Origin of the sequence: Streptomyces sp. NPDC089799, assembly GCF_040684755.1 — a bacterium.
In the GTDB taxonomy this organism is placed as follows: domain Bacteria; phylum Actinomycetota; class Actinomycetes; order Streptomycetales; family Streptomycetaceae; genus Streptomyces.
Genome location: NZ_JBFBGR010000004.1, coordinates 1 through 15,814, shown reverse-complemented (window position 1 = coordinate 15,814; position 15,814 = coordinate 1). Strand labels below are relative to the sequence as shown.

The following is a 15,814-nucleotide window of genomic DNA, read 5'->3' as shown; positions in this document are numbered from 1 at the left end:
TACAGCGCAAGACCGCTGAACAGGACTACTTCTTGCCCGGCTTCTTCTTGCCGGCGATCGCGCGACGCGGGCCCTTGCGGGTACGCGCGTTGGTGCTGGTGCGCTGACCGTGCACCGGGAGGCCGCGACGGTGGCGGATGCCCTGGTAGCACTGGATCTCGATCTTGCGGCGGATGTCGCCCTGGATCTCGCGGCGGAGGTCACCCTCGGTACGGAGGTTGGCGTCCACGTACTCGCGGATCTTGACGAGGTCCTCTTCGGCCAGGTCACGAACGCGGGTGTTCGGGTTCACGCCGGTGGCGGCGAGGATCTCCTTGGACCGGGTGCGCCCGATACCGAAGACGTAGGTGAGTGCGATCTCCACGCGCTTTTCGCGCGGGATGTCAACACCGGAAACGCGTGCCATTCAATGGCTCCTGTGTGTTCGGGGGTCTTCCGCAAAGCCGCTCCCGACAGGCCGTATGAGGTACCAACCGGGTCCCCGGCCCCCGCCGGAGGTGCCGCCGACCCCGAAGGGGCTGGGCGGGCTCTGCGTATGTACGTATTGCTTGCGTCGCGCGAAGAACTGCGAAATTGCAGGTCGGTCGGCGTGCGTCAGCCCTGGCGCTGCTTGTGGCGCAGGTTGTCGCAGATGACCATGACCCGGCCGTGACGGCGGATCACCTTGCACTTGTCGCAGATCTTCTTGACGCTCGGCTTGACCTTCATGTGTCTGGTCTTCTCCGGGTCAGTGCCACCACCCGCGCCGGAGCACGGAGTGCGGGGGCAAGATCTACTTGTATCGGTAGACGATCCGGCCACGCGTCAGGTCGTAGGGAGAGAGCTCCACGACGACCCGGTCATCCGGGAGGATACGGATGTAGTGCATCCGCATCTTTCCGCTGATGTGCGCGAGGACCTTGTGACCGTTCTGGAGCTCCACCTTGAACATGGCGTTCGGGAGGGACTCGATCACGGTGCCCTCGATCTCGATGGCACCTTGCTTCTTGGCCACGCTTCGCCTTTCGGGGATCGGCTACCTTGATCAGCTCAGCCTCTCCACGCCTGTGGGCATGAAGATGCACGTGAGCCGACGCATCAGTCTACGTCAGGGCACCCAGAAAGACGAATCCGGAAAGTTTGCCCATCACTCTAGATCATTACGCAGACTTGTTCAGGGGTCGGGCCCGGTCGGCCCGGCGGGCCGCGGCCCGCTCAGCCCAGCGGGTCCGGCGCGGTCGTCACGCCGTACTCGGCGAGCTTCGCCTTGCCGCAGTCCGGACTGGTCAGGACGACGGGACCGGCTTCGGTCAGGGCGACCGAGTGCTCCCAGTGCGAGGACCAGGTGCCGTCGGTGGTGATGACCGTCCAGTCGTCCGCGAGCACCTCGGTCCGGGCCGTGCCCAGCGACACCATGGGCTCGATCGCCAGGCAGAGGCCGGGGACCAGCTTGATGCCCTTGCCGCGCTTGCGGGAGACGTAGTTCAGCAGGTGCGGGTCCATGTGCATCTCGGAACCGATGCCGTGGCCGCCGTACTCCTCGATGATCCCGAACTTGCCGAGGCTGTGGTCACCGGCGGCCGGCCGCGGCTGGCGCTTGATGTACATCTCGATCGAGCGCGAGATGTCCACCAGCCGGTTGCCGAGCTTCATCGCCGCGATGCCCGCCCACATCGACTCCTCGGTCACCCGGGAGAGCTCGATGAGCTCCGGAGCGTGACCGGTGCCCACGAACGCGGTGTACGCCGCGTCCCCGTGCCAGCCGTCCACGATCGCGCCGGCGTCGATGGAGATGATGTCGCCGTCCTTGAGGACGGTCTTGTCGTCCGGGATGCCGTGGACGACGACCTCGTTCACCGAGGTGCAGATGGTCGCGGGGAAGCCGCCGTAGCCGAGGAAGTTCGACTTCGCACCGTGGTCCGCGATGACCTTGCGGGCGACCATGTCCAGGTCCCGGGTGGTCGCCCCCGGAACGGCGGCCTCACGGGTGGCCGCGTGGATCGCGGCGACCACCAGGCCGGCCTCCCGCATCTTCGCGATCTGCTCGGGAGTCTTCAGCTGGACCATCTCGTCTGTATGCCTTCCACGGTGGATCGGGACGTATCAACAGTACGGCCGCGGAGTCCACCGGACACCGCGGCCGTACGAGTGCGACGCTCTGCTACTTCTTCAGCGCGTCCATCGCGCGCTGGGTGACCTCGTCCACCTTGCCGAGGGCGGAGATCGTCACCAGCAGGCCCTGGGCCTTGTAGTAGTCGATGATCGGCTCGGTCTGCGTGTGGTAGACCTCCAGCCGCGTCCGGACGGTGCCCTCGGAGTCGTCGCTGCGCTGGTACAGCTCGCCGCCGCAGGTGTCGCAGACACCCTCGGCCTTCGGCGCGGCGTACGTCACGTGGAAGACGTGCCCGGAGTCGTTGCGGCAGATCCGGCGGCCGGCGATGCGCTTGACCACCTCGTCCTCCTCGACCTCCAGGTCGAGGACGGCGTCCAGCTTCATGTTCTCGGCCTGGAGCATCTCGTCCAGCGCCTCGGCCTGCGAGACGTTGCGCGGGAACCCGTCGAGCAGGAACCCGTTCGCCGCGTCCGCCTGCTCCATGCGGTCCTTGGCCATGCCGATGGTGATCTCGTCGGGAACGAGGTCACCGGCGTCCATGAACGCCTTGGCCCGGACACCCAGCTCCGTGTTCTGGCTGATGTTGGCCCGGAAGAGGTCGCCCGTGGAGATGTGCGGGATCGACAGGTTCTTGGCGAGGTACGCGGCCTGCGTGCCCTTGCCCGCACCGGGAGGACCGACGAGGACGATTCGCATCAGCGGAGGAACCCTTCGTAATTGCGCTGCTGGAGCTGGCTCTCGATCTGCTTCACGGTTTCCAGACCCACACCCACGATGATCAGGATGCTCGTCCCGCCGAACGGGAAGTTCTGGTTCGCGCCGAAGCCGGCCAACGCCATCGTCGGCACGAGAGCAATGAGACCCAGGTACAGCGACCCCGGCCAGGTGATCCGGTTGAGCACGTAGCTCAGGTACTCGGCAGTAGGTCGACCGGCCCGGATGCCCGGGATGAAGCCACCATACTTCTTCATGTTGTCCGCGACTTCCTCCGGGTTGAACGAAATCGCCACGTAGAAGAAGGCGAAGAAGACGATCAGGAGGAAGTACAGGCCGATGTGGAACGGCGCGTTGGTGTCCGCGAGGTTGCGCTGGACCCATGCGGCCCACGGAGCGGTGGACCCGCTGAACTGGACGACGAGCGCCGGGATGTACAGCAGCGACGAGGCGAAGATGACGGGAATCACACCCGCCTGGTTCACCTTCAGCGGGATGTACGTGGACGTGCCGCCGTAGGAACGGCGGCCGATCATGCGCTTCGCGTACTGGACCGGGATCCGGCGCTGCGCCTGCTCGACGAAGACCACCAGGGCCACCATCGCGAGGCCGACCAGGATCACCACGCCGAACTCGACCCAGCCGTCGGCGATCTTGCCCTGGAGCTTGATCTGCCACAGCGCGCTGATGAAGCCGGCCGCGATCGAGATGAACATGAGGATGGACATGCCGTTGCCGATACCGCGGTCGGTGATCAGCTCACCGAGCCACATGACGACGGCGGTACCCGCGGTCATGGTGATCACCATGACGACGGTGGTGAAGATCGACCGGTTCGGCACGATCTCACCGGCGACCTGGCAGCCCTGGAAGAGCGCACCGCTGCGCGCGGTGGCGACCAGACCGGTTCCCTGGAGGATCGCGAGGGCGATGGTCAGGTAACGCGTGTACTGCGTGATCTTCGCGGTACCGGCCTGACCCTCCTTCTTGAGGTTCTCCAGCTTCGGGATGACCACGGTCAGCAGCTGCAGGATGATGCTCGCCGTGATGTACGGCATGATGCCGAGCGCAAAGATCGTGATCTGCAGCAGCGCACCGCCGCTGAACAGATTGACCAGACCGAACAGACCCCCACTGGAGTTGGCCTGGGCCTGGTCGACACAGAACTGCACGTTCTTGTAGCTCACGCCGGGTACCGGAATGTGGGACCCGAGCCGGTACAGCACGATGATGCCGAGCGTGAAGAGCAGCTTCTTGCGCAGGTCGGGCGTCTTGAACGCCCGGGCGAACGCGGTGAGCACGGTGCCTCCTGCGACCCCCGCGCTACTGCGTCAGAGGTGACGGTCTCAAGGATTTTTGGGTATACGACAAAGCTAAAGGTGCAGGCCAGCTTAGCGGCGTCTGCGCCCCCCGTGGAACGACCAACCGGGGATGCCCCAAATGTGAGGCATCCCCGGTCGGTTTCACTCGCTATGAGCCACTGATCTCGTCTCAGACGAGCTCGGTGACCGTGCCGCCCGCGGCGGCAATCTTCTCCTTGGCGGAGGCGGAAACGGCGTCAACCGAAACCTGCAGCGCCACGGAGATCTCGCCCTGGCCCAGGACCTTGACGAGCTGGTTCTTGCGCACGGCACCCTTGGCGACCAGGTCGGCCACGGTGACCTCGCCACCCTGCGGGTACAGGGCCGCGAGCTTGTCCAGGTTCACGACCTGGAACTCGGTGCGGAACGGGTTCTTGAAGCCCTTCAGCTTCGGGAGGCGCATGTGGAGGGGCATCTGGCCACCCTCGAAGCGCTCCGGAACCTGGTAGCGGGCCTTCGTGCCCTTGGTACCACGACCGGCCGTCTTACCCTTGGACGCCTCACCACGACCCACACGGGTCTTGGCGGTCTTGGCGCCCGGGGCGGGACGGAGGTTGTGAATCTTGAGCGGGTTGCTCTCCGCCATGATCAGTCGACCTCCTCAACCGTCACGAGGTGGCGGACGGTGTGCACCATGCCGCGGAACTCGGGGCGGTCCTCCTTGACGACCACGTCGTTCAGGCGCTTGAGCCCGAGCGAACGCAGGGTGTCGCGGTGGTTCTGCTTGCTGCCGATGTACGACTTCGTCTGCGTGATCTTGAGGCGAGCCATTACGCACCCGCTCCCGCACGCGCACGAAGCAGAGCCGCGGGGGCGACGTCCTCGAGCGGCAGACCACGGCGAGCCGCGATCTCCTCGGGACGCTGCAGGCCCTTCAGGGCCTCCACGGTCGCGTGCACGATGTTGATCGCGTTGTCGGAGCCGAGCGACTTCGACAGGATGTCGTGAACGCCGGCGCACTCCAGGACGGCGCGCACCGGGCCACCGGCGATAACACCGGTACCGGGGGAAGCAGGCTTCAGCAGGACGACGCCCGCCGCCTTCTCACCCTGGATCGGGTGCGGGATGGTGCCCTGGATACGGGGAACCTTGAAGAAGTGCTTCTTGGCCTCCTCCACACCCTTGGCGATGGCGGCCGGCACCTCCTTGGCCTTGCCGTAACCGACACCCACGGTGCCGTCACCGTCACCCACCACGACCAGCGCGGTGAAGGAGAAACGACGACCACCCTTGACAACCTTGGCGACGCGGTTGATCGCGACTACGCGCTCAACGTACGCGGTCTTCTCGGCGGCAGCAGCGCCACCGTCGCGACCCTTCCGGTCCCGCCGCTCGCCGCCACCGGCACCGCTACCGCGGCGCTGGGGTCCAGCCATTGGATTACCTCTCTCTGTTACGTCCGTTAGTCCCGGAACCGGGGCTTAGAACTTCAGCCCGGCTTCGCGGGCGGCGTCAGCCAGAGCGGCAATGCGCCCGGCGTACCTGTTGCCACCACGGTCGAACACGACGGCCTCGACGCCGGCGGCCTTGGCGCGCTCAGCGACCAGGGCACCGACCTGCTTGGCCTGCGCGGACTTGTCACCCTCGCCACCACGGATCGACGCGTCCAGGTGGGACGCCGACGCCAGGGTGTGACCCTTGATGTCGTCGATCACCTGGGCGGTGATGCCGCGGTTGCTCCGGTTGACGACCAGGCGCGGACGCTCGGCCGTACCGGAGATGCTCTTGCGGATGCGGATGTGGCGGCGGGCCTTGGCAGCCCGCTTGTAAGCGTCGCCCTTGGCGATCTTCACACCGTATGCCATGGCTTTACTTACCAGCCTTTCCGACCTTGCGGCGGATGACCTCGCCGGCGTACTTGACGCCCTTGGCCTTGTACGGGTCGGGCTTCCGCAGCTTGCGGATGTTCGCCGCGACCTCGCCGACCTTCTGCTTGTCGATGCCCTCGACCGAGAACTTGGTCGGGGACTCGACCTTGAAGGAGATGCCCTCGGGCGCCTCCACCAGGATCGGGTGGCTGTAGCCGAGCTGGAACTCCAGGTTGGAGCCCTTCGCGGCGACGCGGTAACCGACACCGCTGATCTCGAGCGCCTTGGTGTATCCCGTGGTCACACCGGTGATCATGTTGGCCACCAGCGTGCGGGACAGGCCGTGGAGGGCCTTGTTCTGACGCTCGTCGTTCGGACGGGTGACGTTGAGAACGCCGTCCTCGCCCTTAACGATCTCGATGGGGGCGGCAACGGTGTGCGTCAGGGAGCCCTTGGAGCCCTTGACGGTGACCGTGCGGCCATCGATGGTGACGTCCACGCCGGCGGGAACCGGGATGGGGAGCTTGCCGATACGAGACATAGCTATTCCTCCGTTCCCGACTACCAGACGTAGGCGAGGACTTCCCCACCCACGCCCTTCTTCTGCGCCTGCTGGCCGGTCAGGAGACCGTGGGACGTGGAGATGATCGCCACGCCCAGGCCGCCGAGAACCTTCGGCAGGTTGGTGGACTTCGCGTACACACGCAGACCCGGCTTCGAGATGCGCTTGATGCCGGCGATCGAGCGCTCGCGGTTCGGACCGAACTTCAGCTCGAGGATGAGGTTCTTGCCGACCTCGGCGTCCTCGACCTTCCAGCCGGTGATGAAACCCTCCTGCTTGAGGATTTCCGCGATGTGCGACTTGATCTTGCTGTGCGGCATCACGACGGTGTCGTGGTACGCCGAGTTAGCGTTACGCAGACGCGTGAGCATGTCTGCGATGGGGTCAGTCATGGTCATGAAGTGGCCTTCGGCCTCTCTCGCCGGGGTTTCCTGTCTGCGCCATCCCTCTCCCCGTACAGAGACGGGACGGGTGCGGTGCGGGGACCTACGGCGTAGTAAGTCGTACGGGCGGCGGACGCCCAACCCCACTAGCCTACGGCATGGGGGAGGGGCCTCCGCCGACCCAGATGCTTACCGAGAGTTACCGGCAGACCCAACGTCCAAAGGACAGAAGGGTTTACCAGGAGCTCTTGGTCACGCCCGGCAGCTCGCCACGGTGAGCCATCTCACGGAGGCACACGCGGCAGAGGCCGAACTTGCGGTACACGGAGTGCGGGCGGCCGCAGCGCTGGCAGCGGGTGTACGCACGCACACCGAACTTGGGCTTACGAGCAGCCTTGGCAATAAGAGCCTTCTTCGCCATCTCGCTTACGCCTCCTTGAAGGGGAAGCCGAGGTGACGAAGGAGCGCACGGCCCTCAGCGTCGTTGGTCGCCGTGGTCACCACGGTGATGTCCATACCCCGGACGCGGTCGATCTTGTCCTGGTCGATCTCGTGGAACATGACCTGCTCCGTGAGACCGAAGGTGTAGTTGCCACGGCCGTCGAACTGCTTCGGGGACAGGCCGCGGAAGTCGCGGATGCGCGGCAGCGCGAGCGACAGGGTGCGGTCCAGGAACTCCCACATGCGGTCGCCACGGAGGGTGACGTGCGCACCGATCGGCTGGCCTTCGCGCAGCTTGAACTGCGCGATGGACTTGCGGGCCTTGGTGACGGCCGGCTTCTGACCCGTGATGGTGGTCAGGTCGCGGATGGCACCGTCGATCAGCTTCGAGTCACGGGCGGCGTCGCCGACACCCATGTTCACGACGATCTTCACGAGGCCGGGGATCTGCATGACGTTCTCGTACTTGAACTCGTCACGCAGCTTGCCCGCGATCTCCTCGCGGTACTTCGTCTTCAGACGCGGAGTGGTAGCCATCAGATGTCCTCACCCGTGCGCTTGGCAACGCGGATCTTGTTGCCTTCGTCGTCGAAGCGGTAACCGACGCGGGTGACGACCTTCTTGCCGTCCTTCTCCACGACCAGCTGAACGTTGGACACGTGGACGGGGGCCTCGGTGATCACGATGCCGCCGGCCTGGTTCGGCCCAGCCTTGGTGTGCTTCTTGACCCGGTTGACACCCTCGACGAGGACGCGGTTGTCAGCGGGGAAGGCCTGGACGACCTTGCCCTGCTTGCCCTTGTCCTTACCGGTGATGACCTGGACCAGGTCGCCCTTCTTGATCTTCATGCTTACAGCACCTCCGGCGCGAGCGAGATGATCTTCATGAACTTCTTCTCGCGCAGCTCACGGCCCACCGGGCCGAAGATACGGGTGCCGCGAGGGTCGCCGTCGTTCTTCAGAATGACAGCGGCGTTCTCGTCGAAGCGGATGTACGAGCCGTCCTGGCGGCGGCGCTCCTTGACGGTGCGAACGATGACCGCCTTGACGACGTCACCCTTCTTCACGTTGCCACCGGGGATCGCATCCTTGACGGTGGCGACGATGACGTCACCGATGCCCGCGTAGCGGCGACCCGAACCACCGAGAACACGGATGCAAAGGATCTCCTTGGCACCAGTGTTGTCGGCGACGCGAAGTCGCGACTCCTGCTGGATCACGTCTATCTCCTGTTTGTCTGCCGGTTCCCGGCCGGGGCTTCAGAGAAGCCCCGGCCGAGCCTGGCGGAACGAACCCGAGGGAAACCCCTCAGGTGATTACTTGGCCTTCTCGAGGATCTCGACGACGCGCCACCGCTTGGTGGCGGACAGCGGCCGGGTCTCCATCAGGAGGACGCGGTCGCCGACGCCGGCGGCGTTCTGCTCGTCGTGTGCCTTGAGCTTGTTCGTACGGCGGATGACCTTGCCGTACAGCGCGTGCTTGACGCGGTCCTCGACGGCGACGACGACGGTCTTGTCCATCTTGTCGCTGACGACCAGACCCTCACGGGTCTTGCGGAAACCGCGCTCGGTCTTCTCAGTCACGTTGTTCTCGCTCATCAGGCGCTCTCCACCGTCTCGATACCGAGCTCACGCTCGTGCATCAGGGTGTAGATGCGAGCGATGTCCTTACGGACGGACTTGAGCCGGCCGTTGTTCTCCAGCTGACCCGTGGCCGCCTGGAAACGGAGCTTGAACAGCTCCTCCTTGGCCTCACGCAGCTTGGCAACGAGCTCCTCGTTGCCGAGCTCGCGCAGCTCCGACGCCTTGGTACCGGCCGCCATCACGACTCACCTGCCTCGCGCTTGACGATCCGGCACTTCATCGGCAGCTTGTGGGCCGCACGAGTCAGAGCCTCACGCGCAATCTTCTCGTTCGGGTAGGACAGCTCGAACATGACCCGGCCCGGGTGCACGTTCGCGATCCACCACTCCGGGGAACCCTTACCGGAACCCATGCGGGTCTCGGCAGGCTTCTTCGTGAGCGGGCGGTCCGGGTAGATGTTGATCCAGACCTTGCCGCCACGCTTGATGTGGCGGGTCATGGCGATACGAGCGGACTCGATCTGGCGGTTCGTCACGTACGCCGGGGTCAGCGCCTGGATGCCGTACTCGCCGAATGCCACCTCAGTGCCACCCTTGGCCATGCCGCGGCGCTTGGGGTGGTGCTGCTTGCGGTGCTTGACCCTACGAGGGATCAGCATGTCGGTCAGGCCTCCGTTCCGGTGCTCTCAGCCGGAGCGGCGGCAGCGGCCTCGGCCTTGGGGGCCTCGGCAGCAGCAGCCTGCTGCGGCTTGCGGCCGCCACGGCCGCCACGCTCGCCACCGCGGCCACCACGGCCGGCGGGGCGGTCAGCGCCACCACGGGCCGGGCGGTTACCCGCACGGGCCGCAGCGTTCTCGGCGCGGACCTCGGCGATGTTCTTGACGTCGCCCTTGTAGATCCAGACCTTCACGCCGATGCGGCCGAAGGTGGTCTTGGCCTCGAAGAAGCCGTACTCGACGTTCGCGCGCAGCGTGTGCAGCGGCACACGACCCTCGCGGTAGAACTCCGAGCGGGACATCTCGGCGCCGCCGAGACGGCCGCCACACTGGATCTTGATGCCCTTGGCGCCGGCCTTCATGGCGGACTGCATGCTCTTGCGCATGGCCCGACGGAAGGAGACGCGGGAGGACAGCTGCTCGGCAACGGCCTGGGCCACGAGCTGAGCGTCGACCTCGGGGTTCTTGACCTCGAGGATGTTCAGCTGGACCTGCTTGCCGGTGAGCTTCTCGAGGTCACCGCGGATGCGGTCGGCCTCGGCGCCACGGCGGCCGATGACGATGCCCGGACGGGCGGTGTGGATGTCCACGCGGACACGGTCACGGGTGCGCTCGATCTCAACCTTCGAGATGCCGGCGCGCTCCATGCCGGACGTCATCATCCGACGGATGGCGACGTCTTCCTTGACGTAGTCCTTGTACAGCTTGTCGGCGTACCAGCGCGACTTGAAGTCGGTGGTGATGCCGAGCCGGAACCCGTGCGGGTTTACCTTCTGGCCCATTACCGGGTTCCTTCCTTGCTGCTGACGACCACGGTGATGTGGGAGGTCCGCTTGCGGATCCGGTAGGCACGGCCCTGAGCACGCGGACGGAACCGCTTCAGGGTCGGGCCCTCGTCAACAAACGCCTCGCTGATGAAGAGCGAGGAGGCGTCCGTGTGGTTGTAGTTGTGCGCGGCGTTGGCAATGGCGCTGTCAAGCACCTTGCCGACCGGCACAGATGCGGCCTGCGGGGCGAAACGCAGGACCGCCTGGGCCTCCGTGGCATCCATGCCACGGATGAGGTCCACCACACGGCGGGCCTTCATGGGCGTGACGCGGATGTACCGCGCCTGGGCCCTGGCTTCCATGGTTGTCCCTTCGGTGTAAGTCATAGTCGTTCCCACCCCGCGATTAGCGGCGCTTCGACTTCCGGTCGTCCTTGACGTGGCCGCGGAAGGTGCGAGTCGGCGAGAACTCGCCGAGCTTGTGGCCGACCATCGACTCGGTGACGAACACCGGGACATGGGTCTTGCCGTTGTGCACCGCGATGGTGTGACCCAGCATGCTGGGGATGATCATCGAGCGACGGGACCAGGTCTTGATGACGTTCTTGGTACCGGCTTCGTTCTGAGCGTCCACCTTCTTTACGAGGTGGCCGTCAACGAAGGGTCCCTTCTTGAGACTGCGCGGCATCTAAACCCGCTCCTAGCGCTTCTTGTTCGTCTTGCGGCGGCGGACGATGTACTTGTTCGAAGCCTTCTTCGGCGAACGAGTACGACCCTCCTTCTGACCCCACGGGGAGACCGGGTGGCGACCACCGGAGGTCTTGCCCTCACCACCACCGTGCGGGTGGTCAACCGGGTTCATCGCGACACCGCGGACGGTCGGGCGGACGCCCTTCCAGCGCATGCGGCCGGCCTTGCCCCAGTTGATGTTCGACTGCTCGGCGTTGCCGACCTCGCCGATCGTGGCGCGGCAGCGCACGTCGACCAGGCGGATCTCACCGGACGGCATACGAAGGTGGGCGTGCGAGCCCTCCTTCGCCAGCAGCTGCACGGAGGCACCCGCGGAACGGGCGAACTTGGCACCGCCACCGGGACGGAGCTCGATCGCGTGGATCGTGGTACCGACCGGGATGTTACGGAGCGCCAGGTTGTTACCGGGCTTGATGTCGGCCGTCGGGCCGTTCTCGATCCGGTCGCCCTGGTTCAGGCCGCGCGGAGCGATGATGTAGCGCTTCTCGCCGTCCGCGTAGTGCAGGAGGGCGATGCGAGCGGTGCGGTTGGGGTCGTACTCGATGTGCGCGACCTTGGCCGGCACGCCGTCCTTGTCGTGACGACGGAAGTCGATCACACGGTAGGCGCGCTTGTGTCCGCCACCCTGGTGGCGAACGGTCACACGACCGGCGTTGTTACGGCCGCCCTTGCTGTGCAGGGGGCGGACCAGCGACTTCTCCGGCGTGGACCGCGTGATCTCGACAAAGTCGGCGACGCTGGAGCCACGACGGCCCGGAGTCGTCGGCTTGTACTTGCGGATACCCATTTCTCAGTCCTCGTCCGATATTCGGACCAGGGCGCTCCGTTAGGAGGCCTGGCCGAAGATGTCGATACGGTCGCCCTCAGCGAGGGTCACGATGGCGCGCTTGGTGTTGGCGCGCTTGCCGAAACCGGTGCGGGTGCGCTTGCGCTTGCCCTGGCGGTTGATCGTGTTCACCCCGGTGACCTTGACCGAGAAGACCGCCTCGACGGCCTGCTTGATCTGGGTCTTGTTGGCGGTGGGCGCGACGATGAACGTGTACTTGTTCTCGTCCAGCAGCGCGTAGCTCTTCTCGGAGACGACCGGCTTGATCAGCAGGTCGCGCGGGTCCGTGAAGGTCTTGCTGGTGATCGTTGCCTCAGACATCAGGCCTCGTTCCCTTCGGTCTCATCGGCCTTGGGGCCAGACACGAAGGACTCGAGAGCGGCCTGGGTGAAGACCACGTCGTCCGAGACGAGCACGTCGTACGTGTTCAGCTGGCCCGGCTCCAGGATGTGCACCTGGGGCAGGTTGCGGGCGGACAGCCACGCGGCCTCGTCGGCGCGCTCGACGACCAGGAGCAGGTTCTTGCGCTCCGAGATCTTGCCGAACAGCGTCTTGGCGGCCTTGGTGGAGGCGGCACCCTCGACCACGCCGGAGACGACGTGGATGCGGGAGTGACGGGCCCGGTCGGTGAGGGCGCCACGCAGAGCGGCGGCCTTCATCTTCTTCGGGGTCCGCTGCGAGTAGTCACGCGGCACGGGGCCGTGCACGACGCCACCGCCGGCGAACTGCGGCGCACGGGTCGAACCCTGACGGGCGCGGCCGGTGCCCTTCTGGCGGTAGGGCTTCTTGCCACCACCACGGACCTCGCCACGCGTCTTGACCTTGTGCGTGCCCTGACGGGCGGCGGCCAGCTGCGCGACGACGACCTGGTGGATCAGCGGAACGCTGACCTTGGCGTCGAAGATCTCGGCCGGGAGCTCAACGGTCCCGGTCTTGTCGCCGGCAGGCGACAGAATGTCAATGGTGCTCATAGTCCTCAGGCCCCCTTGGCCGCAGTGCGGACCAGGACGAGGCCGCCGTTCGGACCAGGAACCGCGCCCTTGATGAGCAGCAGGCCCTTCTCCGCGTCAACGGCGTGAACGGTCAGGTTCTGGGTGGTGACCCGGTCGTTACCCATGCGGCCGGCCATCTTCATACCCTTGAAGACACGGCCCGGGGTGGCGCAACCACCGATGGAGCCCGGCTTGCGGTGCACGCGGTGGGCACCGTGGGACGCCTTGCCACCACGGAAGTTGTGGCGCTTCATGGCACCGGCGAAGCCCTTGCCCTTGCTCGTGCCCGTGACGTCAACCTTGACGCCCGACTCGAACACAGCGGCGGTGATCTCCTGGCCGAGCGTGTACTCGCTGGCGTCGGAGGTACGGAGCTCCACCAGGTGGCGGCGCGGGGTCACGTCGGCCTTGGCGAAGTGGCCCTTGAGGGGCTTGTTCACCTTGCGCGGGTCGATCTCGCCGAAGGCGATCTGGACCGACTCGTAGCCGTCGATGTCGTTGGTACGGACCTGGGTCACGACGCAGGGCCCGGCCTTGACGACGGTCACCGGGACGACACGGTTGTTCTCGTCCCAGACCTGGGTCATGCCGAGCTTCTCGCCCAGGACGCCCTTGATCAGCTTAGCCATCTTCTCCGCGCCTCTCAGAGCTTGATCTCGATGTCAACGCCGGCCGGAAGGTCCAGGCGCATCAGCGAGTCAACGGTCTTGGGCGTCGGGTCGAGGATGTCGATCAGGCGCTTGTGCGTGCGCATCTCGAAGTGCTCGCGCGAGTCCTTGTACTTGTGCGGCGACTTGATGACGCAGTACACGTTCTTCTCAGTGGGCAGCGGCACCGGGCCCGCGACCGACGCACCAGTGCGGGTCACCGTCTCGACGATCTTCTTCGCCGAGGAGTCGATGACCTCGTGGTCGTAGGCCTTGAGCCGGATGCGGATCTTCTGTCCCGCCATGGCTACTCAGTAGTCCTTTGTCTAGTAACAACGCTCTGGTACTCGGCCGGCTGTGCTTCCGCACGGCTTCTCTCCGACCCACGCGGTCGGGCGTGTCGCGCTCCCTCTTCGAAAATTCCCATACGGAAATTCCCTGCTCAGAGGGGTTGCGATCCTTTCCCGGACCACGCTTCGGGGGAAAAACACCCACCGAGTGCCTGGTGAGCACCCCGCCCACGCTTCCCGGAAGATTCCCGTACGTCCGCCCCATTGCTGCCCCGAGGGGCAGATAAAGGCGACGAGTACTGTGGGACTCGCTTCCGGTCCTCCCGGCGGGAGGCGCGCAGCATCGGCACTCAACCGAGCAACCCCGACAGTCTGCCATACGAGACACGTAGTGCGCCAATCGGGGCCGAAGAGAATACCCGGCCCCGCGATCACGTCAAACTCGCCGCACCCACCCGGCCGGGCCCGGCGGGCCCGGCCCCGCCCGCCCACGCGCGCCTCGGCTCCGCGAGGTGATCCCGCAGTCGCGGTCCTTCCCGATCTCCCGCCTTCGGTCGTACGGATCCATGGGTGCTGGGGGGCGGGTCGGGGGGTGGGTGGAGGGGGTGGGCCGAGGGGGGCCGAAGGGGTGTTGCGGGGTCGGGGGTGTGGCGGGGCTTTGCCGGGACGGAATCGGGGAGGTGCCCGGGGGCTGCCCGTCAGTCCTCACTGTCCTTCCGTGCCGGCCGTCGGCGTCAAGGGCGCTCCTTCGTCGCGTCGCCCGTTGGGCGATGGCCCGTTGGGCCACCCTTGACCCCGACGTCCGTCACGGAACGACAAGGACTGTCGGGCGGCCCCCGGGGGAACGGCATGGGGGACCGAGGACCCCTGAGCTCTGGCGTTGGCGGGCACGAGCAGCGGCTGCGCTCGGCCAGCCGCCCTCCGGGCGGATGCAGGATTCCCGTTCAGGGGATGACTGCACGAAACGACGCCCAGGACGCGTCAGATCGCTACGTGCTCCTGTTTCCCGGCGGATCCGGCCCGGCAGGGGCCGGACACAAGCCGCCATCGATCGCTACGTGCACATTCGGAGCATGGCGGCCGTCAGGCCGTCCGTGGGGACGGTCAGATGGGCGGAGGTGACCCGCCATCGATCGCTACGCGCTTCCGCCGGACGGCGAACGCCGGCCGCCTGATCCACCGGCCACCCGACACCGGCCAGCCGCCGCCGGAGGCAGACTGCATGAAACGACGGCCTGTTCGTCACCACGAGCGGTCAAGTGGCTGCCCGGTCTCACGCACTGCGTGCGCGCCTCCCACGTCGGGCCTCAGAGGGCCCCGCCTCGGGTCGGCTTGTCTGCCGCCATCCCGACATCAGCACACAGCGATCACCTGCGTCATCTCCCCAGCCACCGGAGCGCCGCATCCGCCGACAAACCGAAGCGAGTAGCGGTCACCTGCGCCGCCGTCTGCCGTCTGCATGCACCGCCCACGACGGCCTGCCGACCGCCGAGACCGGCCCGAACCACGTAGCGATCGTGGGCGCCTGCCGCCATCCACATGCACCAGACCCACCAGCCCGTCGGCCGCCATTCCCCGAATGCGCACGTAGCGATCGATGGCGGCCTATGTACGGCCACCGGCGGGCCGGATCCGCTGAGAAACAGGAGCACGTAGCGATCTGACGCGCCCTGGGCGTCGTTTCGTGCAGTCAACCCGTCGACTGCGATTTGGCGTCCCGCCCGGAGGGCGGCTGGCCGAGCGGAGCTGCTGCTCGTGCCCGCCAACGCCAGAGCAGGATGGCCTTGGGTTCCCCCATGCCGTTCCCCCGGGGGCCGCCCGACAGTCCTTGTCGTTCCGTGACGGACGTCGGGGTCAAGGGTGGCCCAACGGGCCATCGCCCAAC

At 66.2% G+C, this 15,814-nt stretch carries 27 protein-coding genes; all 27 read right to left on the bottom strand.

Translation table 11 applies throughout. The features are described from left to right. Window positions 1-25 precede the first annotated feature (25 nt). The gene (gene rpsM / locus AB0O36_RS04695; protein ID WP_079429308.1) at window positions 26-406 is read right to left on the bottom strand and encodes a 30S ribosomal protein S13; all 381 of its coding nucleotides are present in this window, start codon (window positions 404-406) and stop codon (window positions 26-28) included. 188 nt (window positions 407-594) lie between these two features. Then, complete coding sequence (gene rpmJ / locus AB0O36_RS04690) at window positions 595-708, bottom strand: 50S ribosomal protein L36 (RefSeq protein ID WP_003956441.1); 114 nt, start codon at window positions 706-708, stop codon at window positions 595-597. Window positions 709-772: 64 nt separating this feature from the next. After that, the gene (gene infA / locus AB0O36_RS04685) at window positions 773-994 is read right to left on the bottom strand and encodes a translation initiation factor IF-1 (RefSeq protein WP_003956442.1); all 222 of its coding nucleotides are present in this window, start codon (window positions 992-994) and stop codon (window positions 773-775) included. A 200-nt stretch (window positions 995-1,194) separates the two neighbouring features. Further along, on the bottom strand, window positions 1,195-2,046 hold the full coding sequence (gene map, locus AB0O36_RS04680) for a type I methionyl aminopeptidase (protein ID WP_365104025.1): 852 nt from the start codon (window positions 2,044-2,046) through the stop codon (window positions 1,195-1,197). A 94-nt stretch (window positions 2,047-2,140) separates the two neighbouring features. Continuing rightward, entirely contained in the window at window positions 2,141-2,788 is a 648-nt protein-coding gene (locus tag AB0O36_RS04675) for an adenylate kinase (RefSeq protein ID WP_365104022.1), read from the bottom strand. After that, complete coding sequence (secY, locus tag AB0O36_RS04670) at window positions 2,788-4,107, bottom strand: preprotein translocase subunit SecY (protein ID WP_365104019.1); 1,320 nt, start codon at window positions 4,105-4,107, stop codon at window positions 2,788-2,790. The genes AB0O36_RS04675 and secY overlap by 1 nt, the downstream gene beginning before the upstream one ends. 190 nt (window positions 4,108-4,297) lie before the next feature. Further along, window positions 4,298-4,753, bottom strand: coding sequence for a 50S ribosomal protein L15 (gene rplO, locus AB0O36_RS04665; protein WP_365104016.1), 456 nt, complete (start codon window positions 4,751-4,753; stop codon window positions 4,298-4,300). Between the two features lie 2 nt (window positions 4,754-4,755). Further along, entirely contained in the window at window positions 4,756-4,938 is a 183-nt protein-coding gene (gene rpmD, locus AB0O36_RS04660; protein WP_005313525.1) for a 50S ribosomal protein L30, read from the bottom strand. Further along, the gene (rpsE, locus tag AB0O36_RS04655) at window positions 4,938-5,543 is read right to left on the bottom strand and encodes a 30S ribosomal protein S5 (protein WP_030201551.1); all 606 of its coding nucleotides are present in this window, start codon (window positions 5,541-5,543) and stop codon (window positions 4,938-4,940) included. The genes rpmD and rpsE overlap by 1 nt, the downstream gene beginning before the upstream one ends. A 45-nt stretch (window positions 5,544-5,588) precedes the next feature. Continuing rightward, a complete protein-coding gene (gene rplR / locus AB0O36_RS04650) occupies window positions 5,589-5,972 on the bottom strand; it encodes a 50S ribosomal protein L18 (protein WP_352193890.1) in 384 nt (127 codons plus the stop codon). A 4-nt stretch (window positions 5,973-5,976) separates the two neighbouring features. After that, window positions 5,977-6,516, bottom strand: a complete 540-nt coding sequence (gene rplF, locus AB0O36_RS04645; RefSeq protein ID WP_365104012.1) for a 50S ribosomal protein L6 — start codon at window positions 6,514-6,516, stop codon at window positions 5,977-5,979. 20 nt (window positions 6,517-6,536) lie between these two features. Then, complete coding sequence (gene rpsH, locus AB0O36_RS04640; protein ID WP_365104010.1) at window positions 6,537-6,935, bottom strand: 30S ribosomal protein S8; 399 nt, start codon at window positions 6,933-6,935, stop codon at window positions 6,537-6,539. A 220-nt stretch (window positions 6,936-7,155) separates the two neighbouring features. Then, on the bottom strand, window positions 7,156-7,341 hold the full coding sequence (locus AB0O36_RS04635; RefSeq protein ID WP_003956452.1) for a type Z 30S ribosomal protein S14: 186 nt from the start codon (window positions 7,339-7,341) through the stop codon (window positions 7,156-7,158). A gap of 5 nt (window positions 7,342-7,346) precedes the next feature. Continuing rightward, entirely contained in the window at window positions 7,347-7,898 is a 552-nt protein-coding gene (rplE, locus tag AB0O36_RS04630) for a 50S ribosomal protein L5 (protein WP_351878340.1), read from the bottom strand. Then, the gene (gene rplX, locus AB0O36_RS04625; RefSeq protein WP_365104007.1) at window positions 7,898-8,209 is read right to left on the bottom strand and encodes a 50S ribosomal protein L24; all 312 of its coding nucleotides are present in this window, start codon (window positions 8,207-8,209) and stop codon (window positions 7,898-7,900) included. The genes rplE and rplX overlap by 1 nt, the downstream gene beginning before the upstream one ends. Before the next feature lie 2 nt (window positions 8,210-8,211). Further along, a complete protein-coding gene (gene rplN, locus AB0O36_RS04620; protein ID WP_003956455.1) occupies window positions 8,212-8,580 on the bottom strand; it encodes a 50S ribosomal protein L14 in 369 nt (122 codons plus the stop codon). 96 nt (window positions 8,581-8,676) lie between these two features. Then, the gene (rpsQ, locus tag AB0O36_RS04615) at window positions 8,677-8,958 is read right to left on the bottom strand and encodes a 30S ribosomal protein S17 (RefSeq protein ID WP_365104004.1); all 282 of its coding nucleotides are present in this window, start codon (window positions 8,956-8,958) and stop codon (window positions 8,677-8,679) included. Then, window positions 8,958-9,182 carry a 50S ribosomal protein L29 gene (rpmC, locus tag AB0O36_RS04610; RefSeq protein ID WP_030201568.1) on the bottom strand — a complete coding sequence of 75 codons (225 nt, stop codon included), beginning with the start codon at window positions 9,180-9,182 and terminating at the stop codon, window positions 8,958-8,960. The genes rpsQ and rpmC overlap by 1 nt, the downstream gene beginning before the upstream one ends. Beyond that, on the bottom strand, window positions 9,182-9,601 hold the full coding sequence (rplP, locus tag AB0O36_RS04605; protein WP_352193895.1) for a 50S ribosomal protein L16: 420 nt from the start codon (window positions 9,599-9,601) through the stop codon (window positions 9,182-9,184). The genes rpmC and rplP overlap by 1 nt, the downstream gene beginning before the upstream one ends. Window positions 9,602-9,606: 5 nt before the next feature. Further along, a complete protein-coding gene (gene rpsC / locus AB0O36_RS04600; protein WP_352193896.1) occupies window positions 9,607-10,440 on the bottom strand; it encodes a 30S ribosomal protein S3 in 834 nt (277 codons plus the stop codon). Further along, a complete protein-coding gene (gene rplV / locus AB0O36_RS04595; protein ID WP_030201575.1) occupies window positions 10,440-10,787 on the bottom strand; it encodes a 50S ribosomal protein L22 in 348 nt (115 codons plus the stop codon). Before rplV ends, rpsC begins: the two co-directional genes overlap by 1 nt. 43 nt (window positions 10,788-10,830) lie before the next feature. After that, window positions 10,831-11,112 carry a 30S ribosomal protein S19 gene (gene rpsS, locus AB0O36_RS04590; RefSeq protein ID WP_179173310.1) on the bottom strand — a complete coding sequence of 94 codons (282 nt, stop codon included), beginning with the start codon at window positions 11,110-11,112 and terminating at the stop codon, window positions 10,831-10,833. Between the two features lie 12 nt (window positions 11,113-11,124). Then, on the bottom strand, window positions 11,125-11,961 hold the full coding sequence (gene rplB, locus AB0O36_RS04585; protein ID WP_365103998.1) for a 50S ribosomal protein L2: 837 nt from the start codon (window positions 11,959-11,961) through the stop codon (window positions 11,125-11,127). Between the two features lie 39 nt (window positions 11,962-12,000). Further along, entirely contained in the window at window positions 12,001-12,321 is a 321-nt protein-coding gene (gene rplW / locus AB0O36_RS04580; RefSeq protein ID WP_365103995.1) for a 50S ribosomal protein L23, read from the bottom strand. Then, window positions 12,321-12,971 carry a 50S ribosomal protein L4 gene (gene rplD, locus AB0O36_RS04575; RefSeq protein WP_365103993.1) on the bottom strand — a complete coding sequence of 217 codons (651 nt, stop codon included), beginning with the start codon at window positions 12,969-12,971 and terminating at the stop codon, window positions 12,321-12,323. The genes rplW and rplD overlap by 1 nt, the downstream gene beginning before the upstream one ends. A 5-nt stretch (window positions 12,972-12,976) precedes the next feature. Continuing rightward, window positions 12,977-13,621 (bottom strand): 50S ribosomal protein L3, encoded by a 645-nt coding sequence (gene rplC, locus AB0O36_RS04570; RefSeq protein ID WP_365103990.1) that lies wholly within the window; start codon window positions 13,619-13,621, stop codon window positions 12,977-12,979. Between the two features lie 14 nt (window positions 13,622-13,635). After that, complete coding sequence (gene rpsJ / locus AB0O36_RS04565; protein WP_003948644.1) at window positions 13,636-13,944, bottom strand: 30S ribosomal protein S10; 309 nt, start codon at window positions 13,942-13,944, stop codon at window positions 13,636-13,638. Between the last annotated feature and the right edge of the window lie 1,870 nt (window positions 13,945-15,814).

Excerpts from the sequence above, each read along its gene's own strand:
- rpsM (WP_079429308.1), bottom strand. The coding sequence starts at position 406 with ATGGCACGCGTTTCCGGTGTTGACATCCCGCGCGAAAAGCGCGTGGAG.
- rpmJ (WP_003956441.1), bottom strand. The coding sequence starts at position 708 with ATGAAGGTCAAGCCGAGCGTCAAGAAGATCTGCGACAAGTGCAAGGTG.
- map (WP_365104025.1), bottom strand. The coding sequence starts at position 2,046 with ATGGTCCAGCTGAAGACTCCCGAGCAGATCGCGAAGATGCGGGAGGCC.
- AB0O36_RS04675 (WP_365104022.1), bottom strand. The coding sequence starts at position 2,788 with ATGCGAATCGTCCTCGTCGGTCCTCCCGGTGCGGGCAAGGGCACGCAG.
- rplO (WP_365104016.1), bottom strand. The coding sequence starts at position 4,753 with ATGGCGGAGAGCAACCCGCTCAAGATTCACAACCTCCGTCCCGCCCCG.
- rpmD (WP_005313525.1), bottom strand. The coding sequence starts at position 4,938 with ATGGCTCGCCTCAAGATCACGCAGACGAAGTCGTACATCGGCAGCAAG.
- rpsE (WP_030201551.1), bottom strand. The coding sequence starts at position 5,543 with ATGGCTGGACCCCAGCGCCGCGGTAGCGGTGCCGGTGGCGGCGAGCGG.
- rplR (WP_352193890.1), bottom strand. The coding sequence starts at position 5,972 with ATGGCATACGGTGTGAAGATCGCCAAGGGCGACGCTTACAAGCGGGCT.
- rplF (WP_365104012.1), bottom strand. The coding sequence starts at position 6,516 with ATGTCTCGTATCGGCAAGCTCCCCATCCCGGTTCCCGCCGGCGTGGAC.
- rpsH (WP_365104010.1), bottom strand. The coding sequence starts at position 6,935 with ATGACCATGACTGACCCCATCGCAGACATGCTCACGCGTCTGCGTAAC.
- AB0O36_RS04635 (WP_003956452.1), bottom strand. The coding sequence starts at position 7,341 with ATGGCGAAGAAGGCTCTTATTGCCAAGGCTGCTCGTAAGCCCAAGTTC.
- rplE (WP_351878340.1), bottom strand. The coding sequence starts at position 7,898 with ATGGCTACCACTCCGCGTCTGAAGACGAAGTACCGCGAGGAGATCGCG.
- rplX (WP_365104007.1), bottom strand. The coding sequence starts at position 8,209 with ATGAAGATCAAGAAGGGCGACCTGGTCCAGGTCATCACCGGTAAGGAC.
- rpsQ (WP_365104004.1), bottom strand. The coding sequence starts at position 8,958 with ATGAGCGAGAACAACGTGACTGAGAAGACCGAGCGCGGTTTCCGCAAG.
- rpmC (WP_030201568.1), bottom strand. The coding sequence starts at position 9,182 with ATGGCGGCCGGTACCAAGGCGTCGGAGCTGCGCGAGCTCGGCAACGAG.
- rplP (WP_352193895.1), bottom strand. The coding sequence starts at position 9,601 with ATGCTGATCCCTCGTAGGGTCAAGCACCGCAAGCAGCACCACCCCAAG.
- rpsC (WP_352193896.1), bottom strand. The coding sequence starts at position 10,440 with ATGGGCCAGAAGGTAAACCCGCACGGGTTCCGGCTCGGCATCACCACC.
- rplV (WP_030201575.1), bottom strand. The coding sequence starts at position 10,787 with ATGGAAGCCAGGGCCCAGGCGCGGTACATCCGCGTCACGCCCATGAAG.
- rpsS (WP_179173310.1), bottom strand. The coding sequence starts at position 11,112 with ATGCCGCGCAGTCTCAAGAAGGGACCCTTCGTTGACGGCCACCTCGTA.
- rplB (WP_365103998.1), bottom strand. The coding sequence starts at position 11,961 with ATGGGTATCCGCAAGTACAAGCCGACGACTCCGGGCCGTCGTGGCTCC.
- rplW (WP_365103995.1), bottom strand. The coding sequence starts at position 12,321 with ATGTCTGAGGCAACGATCACCAGCAAGACCTTCACGGACCCGCGCGAC.
- rplD (WP_365103993.1), bottom strand. The coding sequence starts at position 12,971 with ATGAGCACCATTGACATTCTGTCGCCTGCCGGCGACAAGACCGGGACC.
- rplC (WP_365103990.1), bottom strand. The coding sequence starts at position 13,621 with ATGGCTAAGCTGATCAAGGGCGTCCTGGGCGAGAAGCTCGGCATGACC.
- rpsJ (WP_003948644.1), bottom strand. The coding sequence starts at position 13,944 with ATGGCGGGACAGAAGATCCGCATCCGGCTCAAGGCCTACGACCACGAG.